The 18,842-nt window shown below is 70.9% G+C and carries 12 protein-coding genes; 7 read left to right on the top strand and 5 right to left on the bottom strand.

Annotated elements, in window-relative coordinates; genetic code table 11:
• Positions 1–31: 31 nt before the first annotated feature.
• Together FHY05_RS13505 and katG are read right to left on the bottom strand one after the other, a co-directional pair.
• Positions 32–901, bottom strand: a complete 870-nt coding sequence (locus FHY05_RS13505; RefSeq protein ID WP_183944989.1) for a 3-hydroxybutyryl-CoA dehydrogenase — start codon at positions 899–901, stop codon at positions 32–34.
• A 307-nt stretch (positions 902–1,208) separates the two neighbouring features.
• Entirely contained in the window at positions 1,209–3,440 is a 2,232-nt protein-coding gene (gene katG / locus FHY05_RS13510) for a catalase/peroxidase HPI (protein ID WP_183944990.1), read from the bottom strand.
• 220 nt (positions 3,441–3,660) lie between these two features.
• On the opposite strand from katG, the gene otsB reads away from it, so the two are divergent.
• Genes otsB through FHY05_RS13525 form a run of 3 tightly spaced genes read left to right on the top strand, consistent with a single transcriptional unit; the run spans position 3,661 to position 7,588 of the window.
• Entirely contained in the window at positions 3,661–4,416 is a 756-nt protein-coding gene (gene otsB, locus FHY05_RS13515) for a trehalose-phosphatase (RefSeq protein WP_183944991.1), read from the top strand.
• Positions 4,416–6,197 (top strand): glycoside hydrolase family 15 protein, encoded by a 1,782-nt coding sequence (locus FHY05_RS13520; RefSeq protein WP_183944992.1) that lies wholly within the window; start codon positions 4,416–4,418, stop codon positions 6,195–6,197. Before otsB ends, FHY05_RS13520 begins: the two co-directional genes overlap by 1 nt.
• On the top strand, positions 6,194–7,588 hold the full coding sequence (locus FHY05_RS13525; RefSeq protein WP_183944993.1) for a trehalose-6-phosphate synthase: 1,395 nt from the start codon (positions 6,194–6,196) through the stop codon (positions 7,586–7,588). The genes FHY05_RS13520 and FHY05_RS13525 overlap by 4 nt, the downstream gene beginning before the upstream one ends.
• A 306-nt stretch (positions 7,589–7,894) precedes the next feature.
• Here the strand turns inward: FHY05_RS13525 and FHY05_RS13530 are convergent, their stop codons facing one another.
• Entirely contained in the window at positions 7,895–8,986 is a 1,092-nt protein-coding gene (locus FHY05_RS13530) for a mechanosensitive ion channel family protein (protein WP_260181555.1), read from the bottom strand.
• A gap of 411 nt (positions 8,987–9,397) precedes the next feature.
• On the opposite strand from FHY05_RS13530, the gene hppD reads away from it, so the two are divergent.
• The 4 genes from hppD (at position 9,398) to FHY05_RS22280 (ending at position 14,395) form a co-directional block, all read left to right on the top strand.
• Positions 9,398–10,462, top strand: coding sequence for a 4-hydroxyphenylpyruvate dioxygenase (gene hppD / locus FHY05_RS13535; RefSeq protein WP_183944994.1), 1,065 nt, complete (start codon positions 9,398–9,400; stop codon positions 10,460–10,462).
• Between the two features lie 358 nt (positions 10,463–10,820).
• Positions 10,821–12,107: a homogentisate 1,2-dioxygenase gene (hmgA, locus tag FHY05_RS13540; protein ID WP_183944995.1), complete on the top strand. Its 1,287-nt coding sequence runs from the start codon at positions 10,821–10,823 to the stop codon at positions 12,105–12,107.
• Positions 12,104–12,472, top strand: a complete 369-nt coding sequence (locus FHY05_RS13545; protein ID WP_183944996.1) for a Rieske (2Fe-2S) protein — start codon at positions 12,104–12,106, stop codon at positions 12,470–12,472. Before hmgA ends, FHY05_RS13545 begins: the two co-directional genes overlap by 4 nt.
• Positions 12,473–12,676: 204 nt before the next feature.
• A complete protein-coding gene (locus FHY05_RS22280) occupies positions 12,677–14,395 on the top strand; it encodes a DUF6065 family protein (RefSeq protein WP_221191196.1) in 1,719 nt (572 codons plus the stop codon).
• A gap of 145 nt (positions 14,396–14,540) precedes the next feature.
• Here the strand turns inward: FHY05_RS22280 and FHY05_RS13560 are convergent, their stop codons facing one another.
• Positions 14,541–16,613: a TonB-dependent receptor gene (locus tag FHY05_RS13560; RefSeq protein WP_183944997.1), complete on the bottom strand. Its 2,073-nt coding sequence runs from the start codon at positions 16,611–16,613 to the stop codon at positions 14,541–14,543.
• A gap of 292 nt (positions 16,614–16,905) precedes the next feature.
• Positions 16,906–18,810 carry a sulfate adenylyltransferase subunit CysN gene (cysN, locus tag FHY05_RS13565; protein ID WP_183944998.1) on the bottom strand — a complete coding sequence of 635 codons (1,905 nt, stop codon included), beginning with the start codon at positions 18,808–18,810 and terminating at the stop codon, positions 16,906–16,908.
• Positions 18,811–18,842 lie beyond the last annotated feature (32 nt).

Genomic DNA, 18,842 nt, shown 5'->3' on the forward strand with positions numbered 1-18,842 from the left:
CCTCCCCGCATCGGGGGAGGATCTTAGGACCTCACCGCGTCGGCACCGGCGTCTCGCCGCCGTAATCGTAGAAGCCGCGCCCGCTCTTGCGCCCGTACCAGCCCGCCTCGACGTACTTCACCAGCAGCGGCGCGGGCCGGAACTTGGGGTCGCCGGTGCCCTCGAACAGCACGCGCGTGATCTCCAGGCAGGTGTCGAGCCCGATGAAATCCGCCAGCGTCAGCGGCCCCATCGGATGGTTGAGCCCGAGCTGGCAGGCGGCGTCGATGTCGGGGATCGTCGCGACGCCCTCGCCCAGCGCGAACACCGCTTCGTTGATGTAGGGCATCAGCACGCGGTTGACGATGAAGCCCGGCATGTCGCTGGCGTGGACCACGCGCTTGCCCAGCCGCTCCGCGAAACGCTCGATCGCTGCGACGGTCGCGTCGCTGGTGGCGAGGCCGCGGATCACCTCGATCAGCCCCATGACCGGGACGGGATTGAAGAAGTGCACGCCGATGAAGCGCGCCGGGTCGGGCGCCGCCTGCGCCAGCCGCGTGATCGGGATCGACGAGGTGTTGGTCGCCAGGATCGCGTCCGCGCCGAGCACCGCGCCGACGCCGGCGAAGATCGCGCGCTTGATCTCCTCGCGCTCGGTCGCCGCCTCGATCACCAGCGCGCAGTCCGCCATCGCGTCATAGCCCGCGACCGGCTCGATGCGGGCGAGCGTCGCGTCGCGCGCGGCGACGTCGATCTTCTCCTTGGCGACGTCGCGGTCGAGCCGCTTGGCGATGCCGTCGCGGCCCTTGGCGGCGCGCGCCTGATCGACGTCGGCGAGCAGCACGTGCGCGCCCGCCGCGGCGGCGACCTGCGCGATCCCCGCCCCCATCTGCCCCGCGCCGATGACGCCGATCCTGTCCATGTCCATCTCCCGTGCGGCGCGCGGCGCCTTGTCGTGTCGGCGACGGCTCGCCGGCCGCCGCTTCTCCGCGAGCGCTGTAGCGGGACGCAAGTGGGAGGTGAAGCGGCCCGGCGGAACATGCCGGCGCCAAAGCTAAGGTTAAGCCCGCCCTGGGCTCCGGCGAACGCCGGAGCCCAGGGCCGCAGGGATCACGCCCGTCGCCCTGGGCTCCTGCTTGCGCAGGAGCACGGTAGCGACACAAAGGAATGGATCAGGTTGTCAAGGAAGACGCGACCCCGCCGACGTACAACGGGGTCGCTGCCTCAGCTCAGGCCGACAGCTTCTGGCTGAACGCGTCGGCCGGCTTGAGCTGGTCGATGCGGTCTGCGTTCATCACCTTGTCCCACGCCTTGACGAAGTCGCGGACCATCTTCTCCTTCGAGTCCGACTGGGCATAGACCTCGGCCTGGGCGCGCAGCTCGGACTGCGAGCCGAAGATCAGGTCGACGCGGGTGGCGGTCCAGGTCGGCGCCTTGGTCTTGCGGTTCAGGCCCTGGAAGCGGTTGTTCGACTCGGTCGCGACCCACTCGTTCTCCATCGTCAGCAGGTTGACGAAGAAGTCGTTGCTCAGCACGCCGACGCGGTCGGTGAACACGCCTTCCTTGGCGTCGAACGCATTGGCGCCGAGCACGCGCAACCCGCCGACCAGCACGGTCATCTCGGGCGCCGACAGCCGCAGCAGCTGCGCCTTGTCGACCAAAGCCTCCTCGGGGGCCATGAAGGCGCCGTCCCAGTAGTAGTTGCGGAAGCCGTCGGCCATCGGCTTGAGCGCCTGGAACGAGTGCGCGTCGGTCCACTCCTCGCTCGCGTCCATCCGGCCGGGGGTGAACGGCACCTCGACGTCGACGCCGCCGTCGCGCGCCGCCTTCTCCACCGCGGCGGTGCCCGCCAGCACGATCAGGTCGGCGATCGACACCTTCTTGCCGCCGGTGGCAGCGGCGTCGAACTCGGCCTTGACCTGCTCCAGCTTCGGCAGGACCTGCGCGAGCAGCGCGGGATCGTTGACGTCCCAGTCCTTCTGCGGCGCGAAGCGGATGCGCGCGCCGTTGGCGCCGCCGCGCTTGTCCGAGCCGCGGAAGGTCGAGGCCGAGGCCCAGGCGACCGACACCAGCTGCGGCACGGTGAAGCCGAGGTCGAGCAGCTTGGCCTTGAGCTCAGCGATCTCGCTCGCCTCGATCACGGGATGGTCGAGCGCCGGGATCGGGTCCTGCCAGATCAGCGTCTCTTCCGGCACCAGCTTGCCGAGATAGCGCTCGCGCGGCCCCATGTCGCGGTGGGTCAGCTTGAACCAGGCGCGCGCGAAGGCGTCGGCGAACTCATCTGGATTCTCGAGGAAGCGGCGCGAGATCTTCTCGTAGATCGGGTCGGCGCGCAGCGCGAGGTCCGAGGTGAGCATCGTCGGGCGGTGCTTCTTGTTCGGATCGAACGCGTCGGGCACGTCCTCGGGGGCGTCCTTGGCGACCCACTGGTGTGCGCCCGCGGGGCTCTTGGTGAGTTCCCACTCGAAGCCGAACAGATTCTCGAAATAGCGGTTCGACCATTGCGTCGGGGTCTGACTCCACGTCACCTCGAGCCCCGAGGTGATCGCGTGCGGGCCGACCCCGCTCTCGAACTTGCTGCGCCAGCCGAGCCCCTGGTCCTCGATGACCGCGCCCTCGGGCTCGACGCCGATGAACGACGGGTCACCCGCGCCGTGCGTCTTGCCGAACGTGTGGCCGCCGGCGACCAGCGCCACCGTCTCCTCGTCGTTCATCGCCATGCGGCCGAACGTCTCGCGGATGTCGATCGCCGAGCGCGCCGGGTCGGGCTCGCCGTTGGGGCCCTCGGGGTTGACGTAGATGAGGCCCATCTGCACCGCGCCCAGCCCGGGGTGGAGCTGGCGCTCGCCCGAGTAGCGCTCGTCGCCGAGCCAGGTGCCCTCGGGGCCCCAGAACAGCTCCTCGGGCTCCCAGGTGTCGGCGCGGCCGCCGGCGAAGCCGAAGGTCTTGAACCCCATCGACTCGAGCGCGGCATTGCCGACGAGCACGAACAGGTCGGCCCAGCTCAGCGCGTTGCCGTACTTCTGCTTGATCGGCCACAGCAGGCGACGGCCCTTGTCGAGGCTGGCATTGTCGGGCCAGGAGTTGAGCGGGGCGAAGCGCTGCTGCCCGCCGCCCGCGCCACCGCGCCCGTCGGTGATGCGATAGGTGCCCGCCGAGTGCCAGGCGAGGCGGATGAACAGGCCGCCATAATGGCCGAAATCGGCCGGCCACCAGTCCTGCGAGTCGGTCATCAGCGCCTTGAGATCGGCCATCACCGCGTCAAGGTCGAGCGTCTGGAACGCCGCGGCATAGTCGAAGTCGGCGCCGAGCGGGTTGGAGCGCGGCGAGTGCTGGTTGAGCGCGGTGAGGCTGAGCCCCTCCGGCCACCACTCGCGATTGCCCTGGCGCTTCGAGCGATTGCCCCCGCCGTGCCCGACGACGGGGCAGCCGCCGCCTACTTCGCCCGTCTTCGCGTCCATGCTCGCTCTCCTCAGCATCGTGGCCCGCGCGCTCGTGCGCGGCGGTACGCCACCGTTAACGGCGGGATAGGACGTTCCGATGACGCGAGTAAAATCGATTAAAGGCGTGTCTTTGAAGGAGTGCGTCGATCAGTGAGCAGATCCTCCCCGCATGACGGGGAGGATCTTGACCAGCCGCACCCCATTGCATCCCCCGCCCCTTGGCGTCACCACGCGCGGCATGACCGCGCTCCCGTCCCCGCCCGTCGACCTGCTCCGCGACGCCAGCCTGTTCCTCGACTTCGACGGCACGCTGGTCGAGATCGCCGATACGCCCGACGCGGTCGCGGTCGCCGAGCACGTCCCGGGCCTGCTCGCGCGCCTCATCGACGCGCTCGACGGCCGCGTCGCGATCGTCAGCGGGCGCCCGGTGGCGGAGGTGCGCGCGCTGCTCGCGCCCGCGCTGCTCACCGTCGCCGGCAGCCATGGGCTCGAGATCGCGGGCGCCGAGGGCGGCTGCTACGCCCCCGAGCGCCCGCCCGCGCTCGACCAGGCGCTCGCCGCCGCGCGCGACCTCGCCGCGGACCACCCCGGCGTGCTGATCGAGGACAAGCCCTTCGGCGTCGGCCTCCATTATCGCCGGGCCCCCGACGCCGAGGCGGCGGTGACCGCGCTCGCCGACGAACTCGCCGCGACGCACGACCTCAAGGTACAGCACGGCAAGATGGTCGCCGAGCTGCGCCTGCGCGGGCGCGACAAGGGCAGCGCGGTTGACCTGCTGATGGCGGAACCCGCGCGGCGCCACACGCGTCCTGTGTTCATGGGGGACGACGTGACCGACGAGGCGGGCTTCGCCGCCGCGCGCGCCCAGAGTGGCGCGGGCGTGCTGGTGGGCCCGGCGCGCGACACCGCGGCCGCCTACCGGCTCGACGACGTCGCCGCCGCGCTCGCCTGGCTCGCCGCCGCCTGCCCCTCCCCTCACCCGACGGAGACGTGATGACCAACCTCGACCTGTGGCCGATCGGCAATTGCCAGGTGAGCGCGCTGGTGGACCGGCAGGGGCGCTTCGTCTGGGGCTGCGTGCCGCGCGTCGACGGTGACCCTTTGTTCTCGTCGCTGCTCGGCGGCGAGGCGCCAGACAGCGGCTATTGGGGGATCGAGATCGAGGACAGCGTCTCGGTCGAACAGGAATATATCCGCAACACCCCGATCCTGGTCACGCGCCACATGGACAGTCACGGCGGCGCGATCGAGGTGATCGATTTCTGCCCGCGGTTCCAGCGCGAGGGGCGCACCTATCGCCCCGTCGGCTACGCGCGGATCGTCCGCCCGGTCGCGGGCAGCCCGCGCGTGCGGGTGAAGCTGCGCCCGACCTGCGGCTGGGGCGGCGGCTGCCGCGAGCAGATCGGCGGCTCCAACCACCTGCGGCTGCTGCTCGACACGATCGCGCTGCGGCTCACCACCACCGCACCGATCGCGATGGTGCAGGGCGAGCACGCCTTCCGCGTCGAGCGCCCGCTCCACTTCTTCCTCGGGCCGGACGAGAGCTTCCAGGGCGACCTCGCCAGCACCGTCGACCTGATGCTCTACCGGACCACGCAGGAGTGGCAGGGCTGGGTGCGCGGTCTCGCCGTCCCGCTCGAGTGGCAGGAGACCGTGATCCGCTGCGCGATCACGCTCAAACTGTGCCAGCACGAGGAGACCGGGGCGATCGTCGCGGCGCTGACCACCTCGGTGCCCGAGCACGCCGGGTCGCAGCGCAACTGGGACTATCGCTACTGCTGGATCCGCGACGCATATTATACCGTGCAGGCGCTCAACCGGCTCGGCGCGCTCGACGTGCTGGAGGGCTATCTCGGTTACCTCCGCAACATCGTCGACGCCGCGCGCGGGGGGCATATTCAGCCACTGTACGGCGTCCTCGGCGAGGCGCAGCTGCCCGAGCGGATCGAGGAGCAGCTCGCCGGCTATCGCGGCATGGGGCCGGTGCGCGTCGGCAATCAGGCGGCCGAGCAGATCCAGCACGACGCCTACGGCCAGATCGTGCTGTGCTCGGTCCACGCCTTCTTCGACCATCGCCTGTTCCGCGCGAGCGGCATCGAGGATTTCGAGGCGCTGGAGCGAGTCGGCGAGCGCGCCTGGGCCTATTACGACCAGCCCGACGCCGGCCTGTGGGAGCTGCGCACGCGGCAGAGCGTCCACACCTATTCCAGCGCGATGTGCTGGGCGGCGTGCGACCGGCTCGCCAACGCCGCCGAGCGGCTCGGGCTGGCCGAGCGCCAGGCGGTGTGGGCCGAGCGCGCGCAGGTGATCCGCGCGCGCATCGAGGGCGCGGCGTGGCGCGAGGAGACTCGGCGCATGTCCGCCACCTTCGCGGGCGACGACCTCGACGCCAGCGTGCTCCAGCTGCTCGACCTGCGCTTCCTCGAGGCCGACGACCCCCGCTTCCTCGACACGCTGGCGGCGATCGAGACCGGCCTGCGCCGCGGCTCGACCATGCTGCGCTACGACACCGAGGACGATTTCGGCCTGCCCGAGACCGCCTTCAACGTCTGCACCTTCTGGCTGATCGAGGCCTTGTATCTCACCGGCCGCAGCGACGAGGCGCGCGCGCTCTTCGAGGAGATGCTGTCGCGCTGCACCGCCGCCGGGCTGCTGTCGGAGGACATCGATCCCCATAGTGGCGAACTGTGGGGAAACTATCCGCAGACCTATTCGCTGGTCGGCATGATCAACTGCGCCAGCATGCTGAGCAAACCCTGGAGTAGTATCCGTTGAGTCGTCTGATCGTCATCTCGAACCGTGTCACCGCGCCCAAGGGTTCCACCTCGGGGGCACAGGGCGGGCTGGCGGTGGCGATGGCGGCGGCACTGCGCGACCGCGGCGGATTGTGGTTCGGCTGGTCGGGCGAGCAGACCGACCATTTCACCGGCCATATCAACTTCCAGCGCAACCAGGGCGTCACCACCGCGACGGTCGACCTCGAAGAACAGGACGTCCAGGAATATTACGACGGCTACGCCAATCGCACGTTGTGGCCGCTGTTCCATTACCGGATCGACCTGGCGGAATATGAGCGCGAGTTCGCCGGCGGCTATCAGCGCACCAACCAGCGCTTCGCGGACACCGTCCGCCCGCTGATCGAGCCCGACGACCTGGTATGGATCCAGGACTATCACATGTTCCCGCTCGGCGCCGAGCTGCGCCAGCGCGGCTGCCGCAACAAGATCGGCTTCTTCCTCCACATCCCCTGGCCGCCGCGCCGGCTGCTCGGCACCTTGCCCAACGCGCAGGAGCTGGTGGAGACGCTGTTCGCCTACGACCTGATCGGCTTCCACACCGCGGAGTGGCTCGACTCGTTCCGCGACTTCGCGGTGCACGACATGGGCGCGACCGTGGACGAGCACGGCATCGCCCGGCTGGGCGACCGCTGCGTCAAGCTGGTCGCCTGCCCGATCGGGATCGACGCCGCCGAGTTCGCGGAGATGTCGAAGGGCGTCGCGGCGCGGCTCGCCTATCGCCGCATGCGCGACAGCGCGACCGGGCGCGACATGATCGTCGGCGTCGACCGGCTCGACTATTCCAAGGGGCTGGAGGAGCGCTTCCTCGGCTACGAGCGATTCCTGATCGAGCATCCCGAGGAGCGCAAGGAAGTCTTCCTGCTCCAGATCGCGCCCCCCAGTCGCGTCTCGGTGGAGAGTTACCAGCGGATCCGCACCTCGCTCGAGCAGATCTCGGGGCGGATCAACGGCGAGTACGCCGACGTCGACTGGGTGCCGGTGCGGTACGTCAACCAGGGCTATCCGCGCGACCAGCTCGCCGGCATCTATCGCGCCGCCAAGATCGGGTTGGTGACCCCGCTGCGCGACGGCATGAACCTGGTGGCGAAGGAATATGTCGCCGCGCAGGACCCCGCCGACCCGGGCGTGCTGGTGCTGTCGCGCTTCGCCGGCGCGGCCGAGCAGATGGGCGAGGCGCTGCTGGTCAACCCATATAGCGCGGAGGAGGTGTCCGACGCGATCTGGCAGGCGCTTCGCATGCCGCGCGACGAGCGCGTGCGCCGCTGGGAGGCGCTGATGGAGGGCGTCCAGAGGCAGGACGTGACGTGGTGGGCGAGCGAGTTCCTCGGCGCGCTGGAGCGGGTCGAGCTGAGCGAAGCGGCGGAATAGCGCGGGGCGCTCCCCGTCGCGAGACCCACCTTGTCCCGGCCTGGCGCCGGGATCCATCGTTCCGCGAACGCCTGAGCCGTCGCCCTCGCGGAGTTATGAACGCCCGCTCAAGGCCGGGATGACGTGGGTGGGAGAGCGTGATCTCGATGACGCGACGTTCCGCTCAGGCGGAGGGGAGATCATCGGACTCTGAGCACCGACCTCTCCCCTTCAGGAGAGGGTCGGGATAGGGCGTTTCCCTTCGCGCGGCGTTGGCGGACAGCCCCGCACCCCCGACTTCTCCCCTGAAGAGAGGGGAGAACGCCATCAGGCCGAGCGGCTGACCTCACTCTCCACCACCACCCGACGCCGCAGCAGCGCCTCGGGCATCTCGGCACGGATGTACGCCAGCAGCGCCTCGCGCGCGTCACAGCGCAGGTCGAACGCGGTGGACGCATCGCGCGCGGTCATCAGCCCGCGCAGTTCGAGCGAGCCGTCGGGCTTGGTGTCGGTCACCTGCAGGTTCCAGAAGCGCTTGTCCCAGCGCGGGTTGCTCGTGACGATCTCACCCAGCTTCACGCGCAGCCGCTCGACGTCCACCGCCGGGTCGAGATACCAGAACACGCTGCCCAGCAGGGCGCTCGACTGCCGCGTCCAGTTCTGGAAGCTCTGCTCGAGGAACTTGGAGACGGGCACCACCAGTCGGCGCTCGTCCCAGATCTTGACGACGACATAGGTCAGCCGGATCTCTTCGATCCGCCCCCATTCGCCGTCGATGATCACCACGTCGTCGATCCGGATCGGCTCGGTGAAGATCATCTGGAAGCCAGCGATCAGATTCTTGAGCGCGGGCTGCGCGGCGGCGCCCACCGCGAGGCCGGCGAGACCCGCCGAGGCCGCCAGCGTCACGCCCAGGCTGCGGACGGTGGGGATCGTCATCAGCATCGTGCAGATCGTCACCAGCAGCACCACCGAGACGATGATCTGGCGCAGGATACCGAGCCGGGTGCGGCGCCGGCGCGCGCGCAGATTGTCCTCCACGCTGATGTCGGCGCGGCGCATCATCACGTCGATCACCGTCCCGATCGCGACGATCGCGCACCAGCCCATCAGCCCCGGCACCAGCAGCGCGGAGAGCCGCGCCCACAGGGTGGCGGCGCCGCGGCTGAGATCGAGCGCGGGCTGCACCGCCGCCAGCGCGATCGCGATCAGCAGCCAGCGCAGCAGCTTGCGCACGCGCTCGACGAACACCGCGGCGGTGCTGTCGGGGCGCGCGCGGGTCGTGCGCCGCGCCACCCAGACGATCAGGCGGTGCATCACCAGCGCCAGCGCCACCGCCGCCGCGACATAGACGATGCCGAGCAGCCAGTCGGGCATCTCGCGCGTCCACGCGCGCAGCGGTCGGGTCAGCGCGGCCATCGATGCTCCCTGCGATGGTGTTCCGGAGGCGCAACGAGGGCGCGCGGGCGGGCGTTCCCTCGGCGGCACGGTGAGCGCCCGCGCACCCCTCTTCCAGCGTCATCCTGAACTCGTCTGAGGATCCTCGGTCCGCAGGCATCGCACCGACGGGGTGTGCGCGGGGTGGATCCCGGGACGATCTTAGGAGGACGCCCCATCGCGGGGAGAGGAGGCGCTAAGCTCCCGCCCGTTGCTGTGCCCCGGCGAAGGCCGAGACCCAGGTGGCGAGGCGGTTGTGGCTCTCGTCGACGGCACGCGGCTGGGCCCCCGCCTCCGCCGGTACGCGTGGGAACACGTTATCGCCGCCCCCTACGTTGACCTCACCTAGTCTCCCCTGATATCGTCTCACGCGATACCATTGCGAGACCGACCATGCAGCATATCGACGTCAATCCGATGGGGCTCGACGGCTTCGAGTTCTGCGAGTTCACCGCCCCAGACGCGGACGCGCTGGCGGCGCAGTTCGAGGCGCTCGGCTTCGTCGCCACCGCGACTCATCCCACGCGCGCGCTGACCCGCTACCAGCAGGGCCGCATCAACCTGCTGATCAACCGCGAGCCCGGCGGCCACGCCGCCGCCTTCCGCGCCGCGCACGGCCCGTCGGCGAGCGCGATGGCGTTCCGCGTGCAGGACGCGCGCGCCGCCTGTGACGCCGCGATCGCGCGCGGTGCGAAGCCGGCGCCGGCGGGCCAGGCGCTCGACGACGTCCCAGCGCTGGAGGGGATCGGCGGCTCGCTGCTGTACCTCGTCGACCGCCACGGCGCGACGGGTTCGATCTACGACGGCTGGGACCAGGTGCCCGGCGCGGCCGCGGCGATGGCGGCGAACGATGTCGGGCTCGACCTGCTCGACCATCTCACCCACAACGTGCGTCGCGGGCAGATGCGCGTGTGGGCCGAGTTCTACGGCCAGATCTTCGGCTTCGAGGAGCAGAAGTACTTCGACATCAAGGGCAAGGCGACCGGGCTCTTCAGCCAGGCGATGATCGCGCCCGATCGCGCGATCCGCATCCCGCTCAACGAGAGCCAGGACGACAAGAGCCAGATCGAGGAGTTCATCCGCGACTACAACGGCGAGGGCATTCAGCACCTCGCGCTCACCACCGACGACATCTACGCCACCGTGGAGAAGCTGCGCGCGCGCGGGGTGAAGCTGCAGGACACGATCGAGACCTATTACGAGCTGGTCGACCAGCGCGTGCCCGACCACGGCGAGGACCTGGAGCGGCTGCGCAAGAACCGCATCCTGATCGACGGCAACGTCGGCGAGGAGGGGCTGCTGCTGCAGATCTTCACCGAGACGATGGTGGGGCCGATCTTCTTCGAGATCATCCAGCGCAAGGGCAACCAGGGCTTCGGCAACGGCAATTTCCAGGCGCTGTACGAGTCGATCGAGCTCGACCAGATCCGCCGCGGGGTGATCACCGTGGACGCGTGAGCGGGCGGCAGATGGCGGGTAGCGGGGCGGCAGGCGAGCAACGGACAGGCCCCTGCATCGTCGCCCCCGCCCCTTCCTCGTCCGCCCCTTCCTCGTCCGTCATCCCCGCGCAGGCGGGGATCCAGACGCGCTGACGGGGCGCCTCTCTCACCGACGTCCGCGTTTATGGATGCCCGCCTGCGCGGGGATGACGGATAATGGCGGGCGATGACGGTGGAAGGGGCGATGACAGAGGAAAGGGGCACGTCGTGATCGACCGACGAAGGAAGTGGAAGACCGAGCCGTGTGCCGTGACCAGCGTCGCTGACGGCGATCGGCCCGACCCTTCACGCGGCAACCATCGACAGGAGAGCGGCGCATGAGCGACTACATCCCCGGCTTCGGCAACCACGTCTCGACCGAGGCGGCGCCCGGCGCGCTGCCGATCGGGCGCAACTCGCCGCAGCGGCCCGCCTTCGGCCTCTACGCCGAGCAGCTCTCCGGCACCGCCTTCACCGCGCCGCGCCACGAGAATCGCCGCTCCTGGCTGTACCGGCTGCGCCCCACCGCCGAGCACCCGCCCTATCAGCGATACCCCGGCGCGCCGCTGTTCGCCCCCGGCACCGACGCCGCGCCGCTCGCGCCCAACCGGCTGCGCTGGGATCCGCTCGCCGCGCCGGAGGCGCCGACCGACCTGATCGACGGCATGGCGACGATGCTCGCCAACCGCGATCCCGCCGAGCTGGAGGGGGTCGCGCTCCACGTCTATGCCGCCAACCGCGACATGACCGACCGCGTCTTCATGGACGCCGACGGCGAGCTGCTGTTCCTGCCGCAGGCGGGGCGACTGCGGCTCGACACCGAGCTCGGCCGCGTCGACGTCGCGCCCGGGCAGGTCGCGCTGGTGCCGCGCGGGGTGCGCTTCCGCGCCACGCTGCCCGACGGCGAGGCCAGCGGCTATGTCGCGGAGAACCACGGCGCGCTGTTCCGCCTGCCCGATCTCGGCCCGATCGGCGCCAACGGTCTCGCCAACCCGCGCGATTTCGAGACTCCGGTCGCGCGCTATGAAGACAGCGATCGCGCGACCGAGGTGATCCAGAAGTTCCTCGGCGCGCTATGGACCACCACGCTCGACCACAGCCCGCTCGACGTCGTGGCGTGGCACGGCAACCTCGCGCCGTGGCGCTACGACCTGGCGCGCTTCATGACGATCAACACCGTCAGCTTCGACCATCCTGACCCGTCGATCTTCACCTTGCTGACCAGCCCCAGCGACGTGCCCGGCCGCGCCAACGCGGACGTCGTCATTTTCCCGCCGCGCTGGATGGTGGCGGAGGACACGTTCCGGCCGCCGTGGTTCCACCGCAACGTGATGAGCGAGGCGATGGGGCTGATCACCGGCGCCTATGACGCCAAGGCCGAGGGCTTCCGCCCCGGCGGCGTGTCGCTGCACAACATGATGGCCGGGCACGGCCCCGACCTGGCGAGCTGGCGCGGCGCGTCGGAGGCCGAGCTCAAACCGCACAGGATCGAGGGCACGATGGCGTTCATGCTGGAGAGCTGCTGGCCGTACCGGCCGACGGCGCACGCGCTGGCGCACGCGCAGCTCGACTACGATGCCGTGTGGAAGGATTTTCCCAAGGCGCAGGTGCCGCCGCGCGCGTGAGCGAGGGGGAGCCAACGGGCACGCGCGTCGCGACGACGCCGCCGGGGGTGACACTGGCGCCGCTCGCCGCGATCGCGGACGGCGCCGCGCGCAACTTCGTTCTCCAGCTGCGCGCTGGGCGGTTCCACGGCTTCGTGGTCCGCCGCGGGGACGCGGTGTTCGGCTATGTGGACCGCTGCCCGCACGCCGGCTTGCCGCTGGCACAGCGGCTCGACGATTATGTCGCCGCCGGGCACGTGCGCTGTACGTGGCACGGCGCGCTGTTCGGCGTGGAGGACGGCGTCTGCGTCGCGGGGCCGTGCGTGGGGGCGCGGCTGGTGGCCTGGCCGGTGACGGTGCGCGACGGCGTGATCGTGACGCTCTAGCGCACCTCGGTCACCGTGAAGGGGCACGCCACGACGAGCCCGGAGGAGCGCGGGACGGGCGCCGCTCTCACGAAAAAGCGTTGCGTGGCCGAGCGAAGCATCGCGCCATCCTATGATGACAGGGCGGCGTGGTACCCGGCTGGCGGGCGCCACCGCAGCGGTCGTCGTCGCGACCGCTGACCTGGAGCTCGCGCGGAAGCATCGATGGATCTGACCTGCTATCTCCACCCGTCCTGGACTCCCAGACTGCGGCCGGCGTCGTCGAAGCGGGAATGGATGGACGCGACGCCCGAGAGCTACGCTTACCGCTGCCTGCCGCTCGCCATCGCGAACGCGCATGGCTGGGAGATCGGCAGCCCCTGCGCCTTCCGCGCGCGCTGGCACGGCGGCGTCAGCCCGGATGCGGTGGAGCTCGAGATCGACGCGGACGTCGACGTGGCGAACCGGCCGGTGTCGCTGTTCGGCTCGGGGACGATCACGTTCCACGTGGAGGGCCTGTTCCGCACCTCGCCCGGCTGGAACCTCTGGGTGGGCGGTCCTCCCAACGCGGCCAAGGACGGACTGGCGGCGCTCAACGGCGTGATCGAGACCGACTGGTCACCCTACACCTTCACGATGAATTGGCGGTTCACGCGCGTGGGAGAGTGGGTGAGCTTCGCCGAGGACGAGCCCTTCTGCTTCCTCTTTCCCGTGCAACGGGGCGTGCTGGAGGCGATCAAGCCCGTCGTGCGGCCGCTCTCCGAGGCCCCGGAGCTGGAATCGGCCTTCTCCGCGTGGAGCGCGTCGCGCGACGCCTTCCAGGAACATGTCAGCCGCACGCGGCCGACCGCCCCGGCCGACAAATGGCAGAAGCTCTATTATCGCGGCGTCCAACCCGATGGCCGTCCCGGGCCCGCCGACCATGAGGCCAAGCTGCGACTTCCCCCGTTCGACAAGGTGCCGGCGCCGCGCTGCCCGGTCCGCCACGGTGGCGACGGACGCCCTCGTCCCGCCGCGCTCCGCTTGTCCGCCGAAGCGCGCGACCCCGACCTCCTGGCTTTCCATCTGAGCGCCAGCCGCCGTGCGCGCGTCACGGCCGCGCTGTCGGGCAAGGCCGATGACGCGAGGCTGATCGCGCGGCGCCGATGGCTGGCGCGCGTCGCCGAACGACAGCGCGCGATCTCGCCCGCGCAGCGCGAGATCGCTCGACTGCGCGATCTGCCCACCGCCGTCTTCCGCGACGCTTTTTACGTCCCGGGTGAGCCGGTCATCGTCGAGGGCGTCGCGGCCGATTGGCCGGCGGTCCGCGACTGGTCGCCCGCCGGGCTCGTCGCCAAGGTCGGATCGGCGGAGGTGACCTTCCAGGGAGATCGCGAGACCGCCGCCGACTTCGAGCTGTCGAAGGATCGCCATACACGCACGATGCCGTTCGACCGTTTCATCGAGCGCGCGACCGGTAAGGACGGTAACGACGTCTATATCACCGCCTACAACAACGGCGCGAACCAACGGGCTTTCGCACCCCTACTCGAGGACCTCCGGCAGCTTCCTTACCTCGACGGTCCGGAGGGCATGCTGTGGGTCGGCCCGAGCGGCACCTTCACGCCGCTCCACCATGACCTGACCAACAACCTTCTGGTACAAGTGACCGGCACGAAGCGGCTGCACCTGCTACCCCCGAGCGAGACCGCCAGCCTCGCGAACAGGCGCCATGTCTTCAGCGATGTGCACGACATCGAGGACCCGGAGCGGCTGGCGCTGTACCCAGCCGCCGCCGAAGCCCGGCGCTACGTCGTCGACCTGCGCCCGGGCGACGCGCTCTTCATCCCGGTCGGTTGGTGGCACCAGGTGCGGTCACTGTCGTTCAGCGTCACGCTGACCTACACCAATTTTCTCTGGCCCAACGACGCCTATGCCGACTTCCCGCAGGACGGCAGCTGGTGACGCGAGGCGCCGCCACCGGTGTGATCGCGGCCCCATGCCGCAGATCCGGTACGAGACGAGCGCCGCGGAGACGAGTACCGTACGACAGCGCCATGCGCTCCGGTGGCTCTCCCGACGCGGGACGGGCGAGGGCTGATCTCCCTCGTCACCCGCCCCTGAAGCGCAGCCCCACCCACAAGGTCCGCGGCGTGGCGCGCTCGACCACGTCGGCGCCGCTGATCCCGGCCTCGACGCGCGCGTCGAAGAGGTTCTCCGCGCGCGCCTCCACCGCCACCGTCCGCGTCAGCGGCAGCGCGAGATAGCCGTCGAGCGTGGTTGCCGGCGCCAGCGCGCGCAGGTTCTGGTCGTCCTCGAACTGGCGCGCGACGTGGCGCAGCGTCGCCGACGCGGCCAGCCGGTCGCGCCGCCAGCCGAGCGTCGCGGAGAGCTGGTCGAGCGGCGTCTGCGCCGGGCGGAGCCCGTCGAGCGCGACGGCCGCGCCGCTCGCCGCGACGCGCGGGTCGACATGGCTCCACGAGCCCGAAGCGGTCACCTCGCCGAGCGTCCAGCGCGCGTCGAGCTCGACCCCGCGCGAGCGGATCGAGTCGAGGTTCTGCCGCACGCGATACGCCCCCGCGACGAAGCCGACGCCGGGGAAGGTGCCCGGCCCGTTGCCCGCGGTGACGTTCGCGATGGCATCGTCGAGCCGGTTCCAGAAGACGGTCGCGGTCAGCGCCACGCCGCTGACCGGGGTCACCGTCACGCCGCCGTCCACGCCGGTGAGCGTCTCCGGCGCCAGCGCGGCGTTGGCCGCGGTGGCGTCCGCGCCGACGCGGAACGGGCGGTAGAGTTCGTTGAGCGTCGGCAGCCGCCAGCCGCGATAGCCCGCCGCGCGGAACGTCACCGCGCTCACCGGCGCCCAGGCCGCGCCGACGCGGCCGGTCGCCTCGCTGCCGCTGCGATCGGCGAAGCGCGCGTTCGTCAGCGCCGCACCCGCGGCCAGCGGGGTCTCGCGCAGGAAGCCCTCGTCGATCTTCCACCAGTCGACGCGTCCGCCCGCGGTGAGCGTCAGCGTGCCGAACGTCGCGCTGGCGTCGGCGAAAGCGCCGAGGGTGCGCTGGTCGCCGCCGGCGACGCGGCGGCGCGTCGGCGCGGCGTTGACGAAGGTGTAAAGCTCCTGCGTCCGCCCGCTGACGTCGCGCCACTCGGCGCCGAGCCGCAGTTCGCGCCCCTCGCCGACCGGCGGCGCGATCTCGAGCCGCGCGCCGGTGCCGGTCGCGGGCGTGTTATATTGGTTGAGCGTCTCGGTGGCGCGGGTGCGCGCGGCGTCGACGCTGGCGAAGCGCGACGCGAAGGCGCGCGTCTGGAGATAGGCGAGCGCAGTGAAGCCCCACGTGCCGCGCCCGACCAGACGCAGGCTGGCGTCCGCGCCCTCGCTGCGATTGTCGGTGAAGGCGGTGCCGCGCTCGCGCGTGTCGGTGAAGGCGGAGACGTTGGCCTGGAGCTCGATCGCGGGCGCGAGCGCGATCACCCCGCGCACCGCGCCCGAGGCCTGCTCGTACGGCGCGGGCCGGTCGGCCGGGCCGCGATCCTCGCGTACCGTAGGAGTGAAGCCGTCGCCGCGCTGGTACGCGCCCGAGATCGTGGCGAAGCCCGCGCCGCTGGTCAGCGTCGCCGAGGCGTTGGCGTCGACCGAGTCGCGGCTGCCGTAGGCGACCGACGCCATCACGGGGGCGAGCTGGCGCGGGTCGGCGCTCTCCAGCTCGACCGTGCCGGCCAGCGCGCCCGCGCCGAGATAGCCGCTGCCGCCGCCGCGCGTCACGCGCACGCGGCCGAGCCGATCGGTGGCATAGGCCGGGAACGGCACCCAGCCGCCGAACGGGTCGGTCTGCGGCACGCCGTCGAGCAGCAGCAGCGCGCGGCTCGACGCGTTGCCGCCGATGCCGCGCAGGCTGATGCCCTGGCTGGTCGGGTTGGCCGAGCGCGAGTCGGAGCGGCGGAACTGCTGGAGACCGGCGACGTCGGCCAGCACGCTCTCGAGCCGGTCGCTGGCGTTGGCGCGGAGCCGGTCCTGGTCGATCGTGACGATCGAGAAGGCGCGGTCGCCAGCGCGCTCGTCGAGCCCGCGCCCGGTGACGACCACGTCGGGGGTGGAGGAGCCGACGGGGCCGGCGGGGGCGTCCTGCGCCGCGGCCGGGGCGGAGGCGAGAAAGGCGGCGGGGAGCAGGAGCTTGCGCATGTGCGGCGGCGGTAGCGGAGCGCGCGCGCGGGGGCGAGCGGGATGTGACTGATCGCGATCGTGGTGGGCTGCTCGATCCTCCCCGGCGCGGGGAGCGGGACCGCCGCGCGTCAGCGCGGTGGTGGAGGGGGATCTCGGCGACCGTCGCGCTGTGCGGAAGGCGCCTTCCGCAAGCGCTGCGCTTCGTGGAGAACCCCCTCCACCACGCCGCTTTGCGGCGCGGTCCCTCTCCCCGCGATGCGGGAGAAATCTGAGGAGACCATCGTCGACCGCCGTTTCCCCGCGCGCCGCCTTATTCCTCGCGCTCCAGCAGCCACGCCACGATCCGCTCCGCCGCCGCCTCGGCGCTCTCCGCCGCGGTGTCGACGCGCAGCTCGGGCGCCTCGGGCGGCTCGTAGGGGCTGTCGATCCCGGTGAAGTTCGCCAGCTGGCCGGCGCGCGCCTTGGCGTACAGGCCCTTGACGTCGCGGGCCTCCGCCGCCGCCAGCGACGTGTCCACGTGCACCTCGACGAACTCGCCCTCGGGCAGCATCGCGCGCACCATGTCGCGCTCGGCGCGGAACGGCGAGATGAAGGCGGTCAGCACGATCAGCCCGGCGTCGGTCATCAGCCGCGCCACCTCGCCGATGCGGCGGATGTTCTCCACCCGGTCGGCGTCGGTGAAGCCGAGGTCGCGGTTGAGCCCGTGGCGCACGTTGTCGCCGTCGAGCAGGAAGGTGTGGCGGTTCATCCGCGTCAGCTTCTTCTCGACCAGGTTGGCGATGGTCGACTTGCCCGCGCCCGACAGGCCGGTGAACCACAGCACCGCGGGCCGCTGGTTCTTGAGCGCCGCGCGCTTCTCGCGCGTCACGTCGGTCGGCTGGCGGTGGACGTTGCTGGCGCGGCGCAGCGCGAAGCGGATCATCCCCGCCGCGACGGTGGCGTTGGTGGCCTTGTCGATCAGGATGAAGCCGCCGAGCTCGCGGCTCTGCTCATAGGGCTGGAACACGATCGGCCGGTCGAGCGACAAGGTCGCCACGCCGATCGCGTTGAGCTCGAGCGTGCGCGCCGCGGTCTGCTCCAGCGTGTTGACGTTGACCTGATATTTGGGCTGGCGCAGCACCGCCGAGGCGCTCTGCGTGGCGAGCTGGAAGGCGTAGCTGCGCCCCGGCAGCATCGCCTCCTCCGCCATCCACACCAGGGTCGCCTCGAACTGATCGGCCACCTCTGGGGGATCGTCCGACGCGGCGATGACGTCGCCGCGCGAGCAGTCGACCTCGTCGGCGAGCGTCAGCGTCACCGCCTCCCCCGCCTCGGCGCGCGCGCGGTCGCCGCCCATGGCGACGATGCGCTGCACCGTGGTGGTCCGCCCCGACGGGACGATCCGCACCGCGTCGCCGGGGTGCACCGCGCCGCCCGCGATCGTGCCGGCGAAGCCGCGGAAGTCGAGGTCGGGGCGGTTGACCCATTGCACCGGCAGGCGGAACGGCGCGCGCGCGGCGCGGTCGGCGTCCACCGGCACCTGCTCGAGATGCTCGATCAGCGTCGGGCCGTCATACCAGCCCATGTGCGGGCTGCGCGTCGCGATATTGTCGCCGCCGAGGCCGGAGACCGGGATGGCGCGGAAGTCGGTGATGCCGATCTCGCTGGCGAAGGCGCGATAGGCCAGGCGGATGCGGTCGAACGCGCCCTGGTCGTAGTGCACCAGGTCCATCTTGTTGATCGCCAGCACGACGTGGCGGATGCCGAGCAATTGCGCGAGATAGGAGTGGCGCCGCGTCTGCGTCAGCACGCCCTTGCGCGCGTCGACCAGGATCACCGCGAGATCGGCGGTGGAGGCGCCGGTGACCATGTTGCGCGTGTACTGCTCGTGGCCGGGCGTGTCGGCGACGATGAACTTGCGCGTCTCGGTGGCGAAGAAGCGATAGGCGACGTCGATCGTGATGCCCTGCTCGCGCTCGGCGGCGAGCCCGTCGACCAGCAGCGCGAAGTCGATGTTGCCGCCCTGCGTGCCGACGCGCCTCGAATCGTCCTCGAGCGCGGCGAGCTGGTCCTCGAAGACGTGCTTGCTGTCGTAGAGCAGCCGGCCGATCAGCGTCGACTTGCCGTCGTCGACCGAGCCGCAGGTGAGGAAGCGCAGCAGCGACTTCTCCTCGTGCCGCGCCAGATAGGCGGCGACGTCCGCGCGGATCAGCGCGTCGGGCTGGTAGCTGGTCATGCGCTGGCTTCCGGGTGTTCTAAGATCCTCCG

It is taken from the genome of Sphingomonas sp. BK580 (assembly GCF_014194975.1).
GTDB lineage: Bacteria > Pseudomonadota > Alphaproteobacteria > Sphingomonadales > Sphingomonadaceae > Sphingomonas.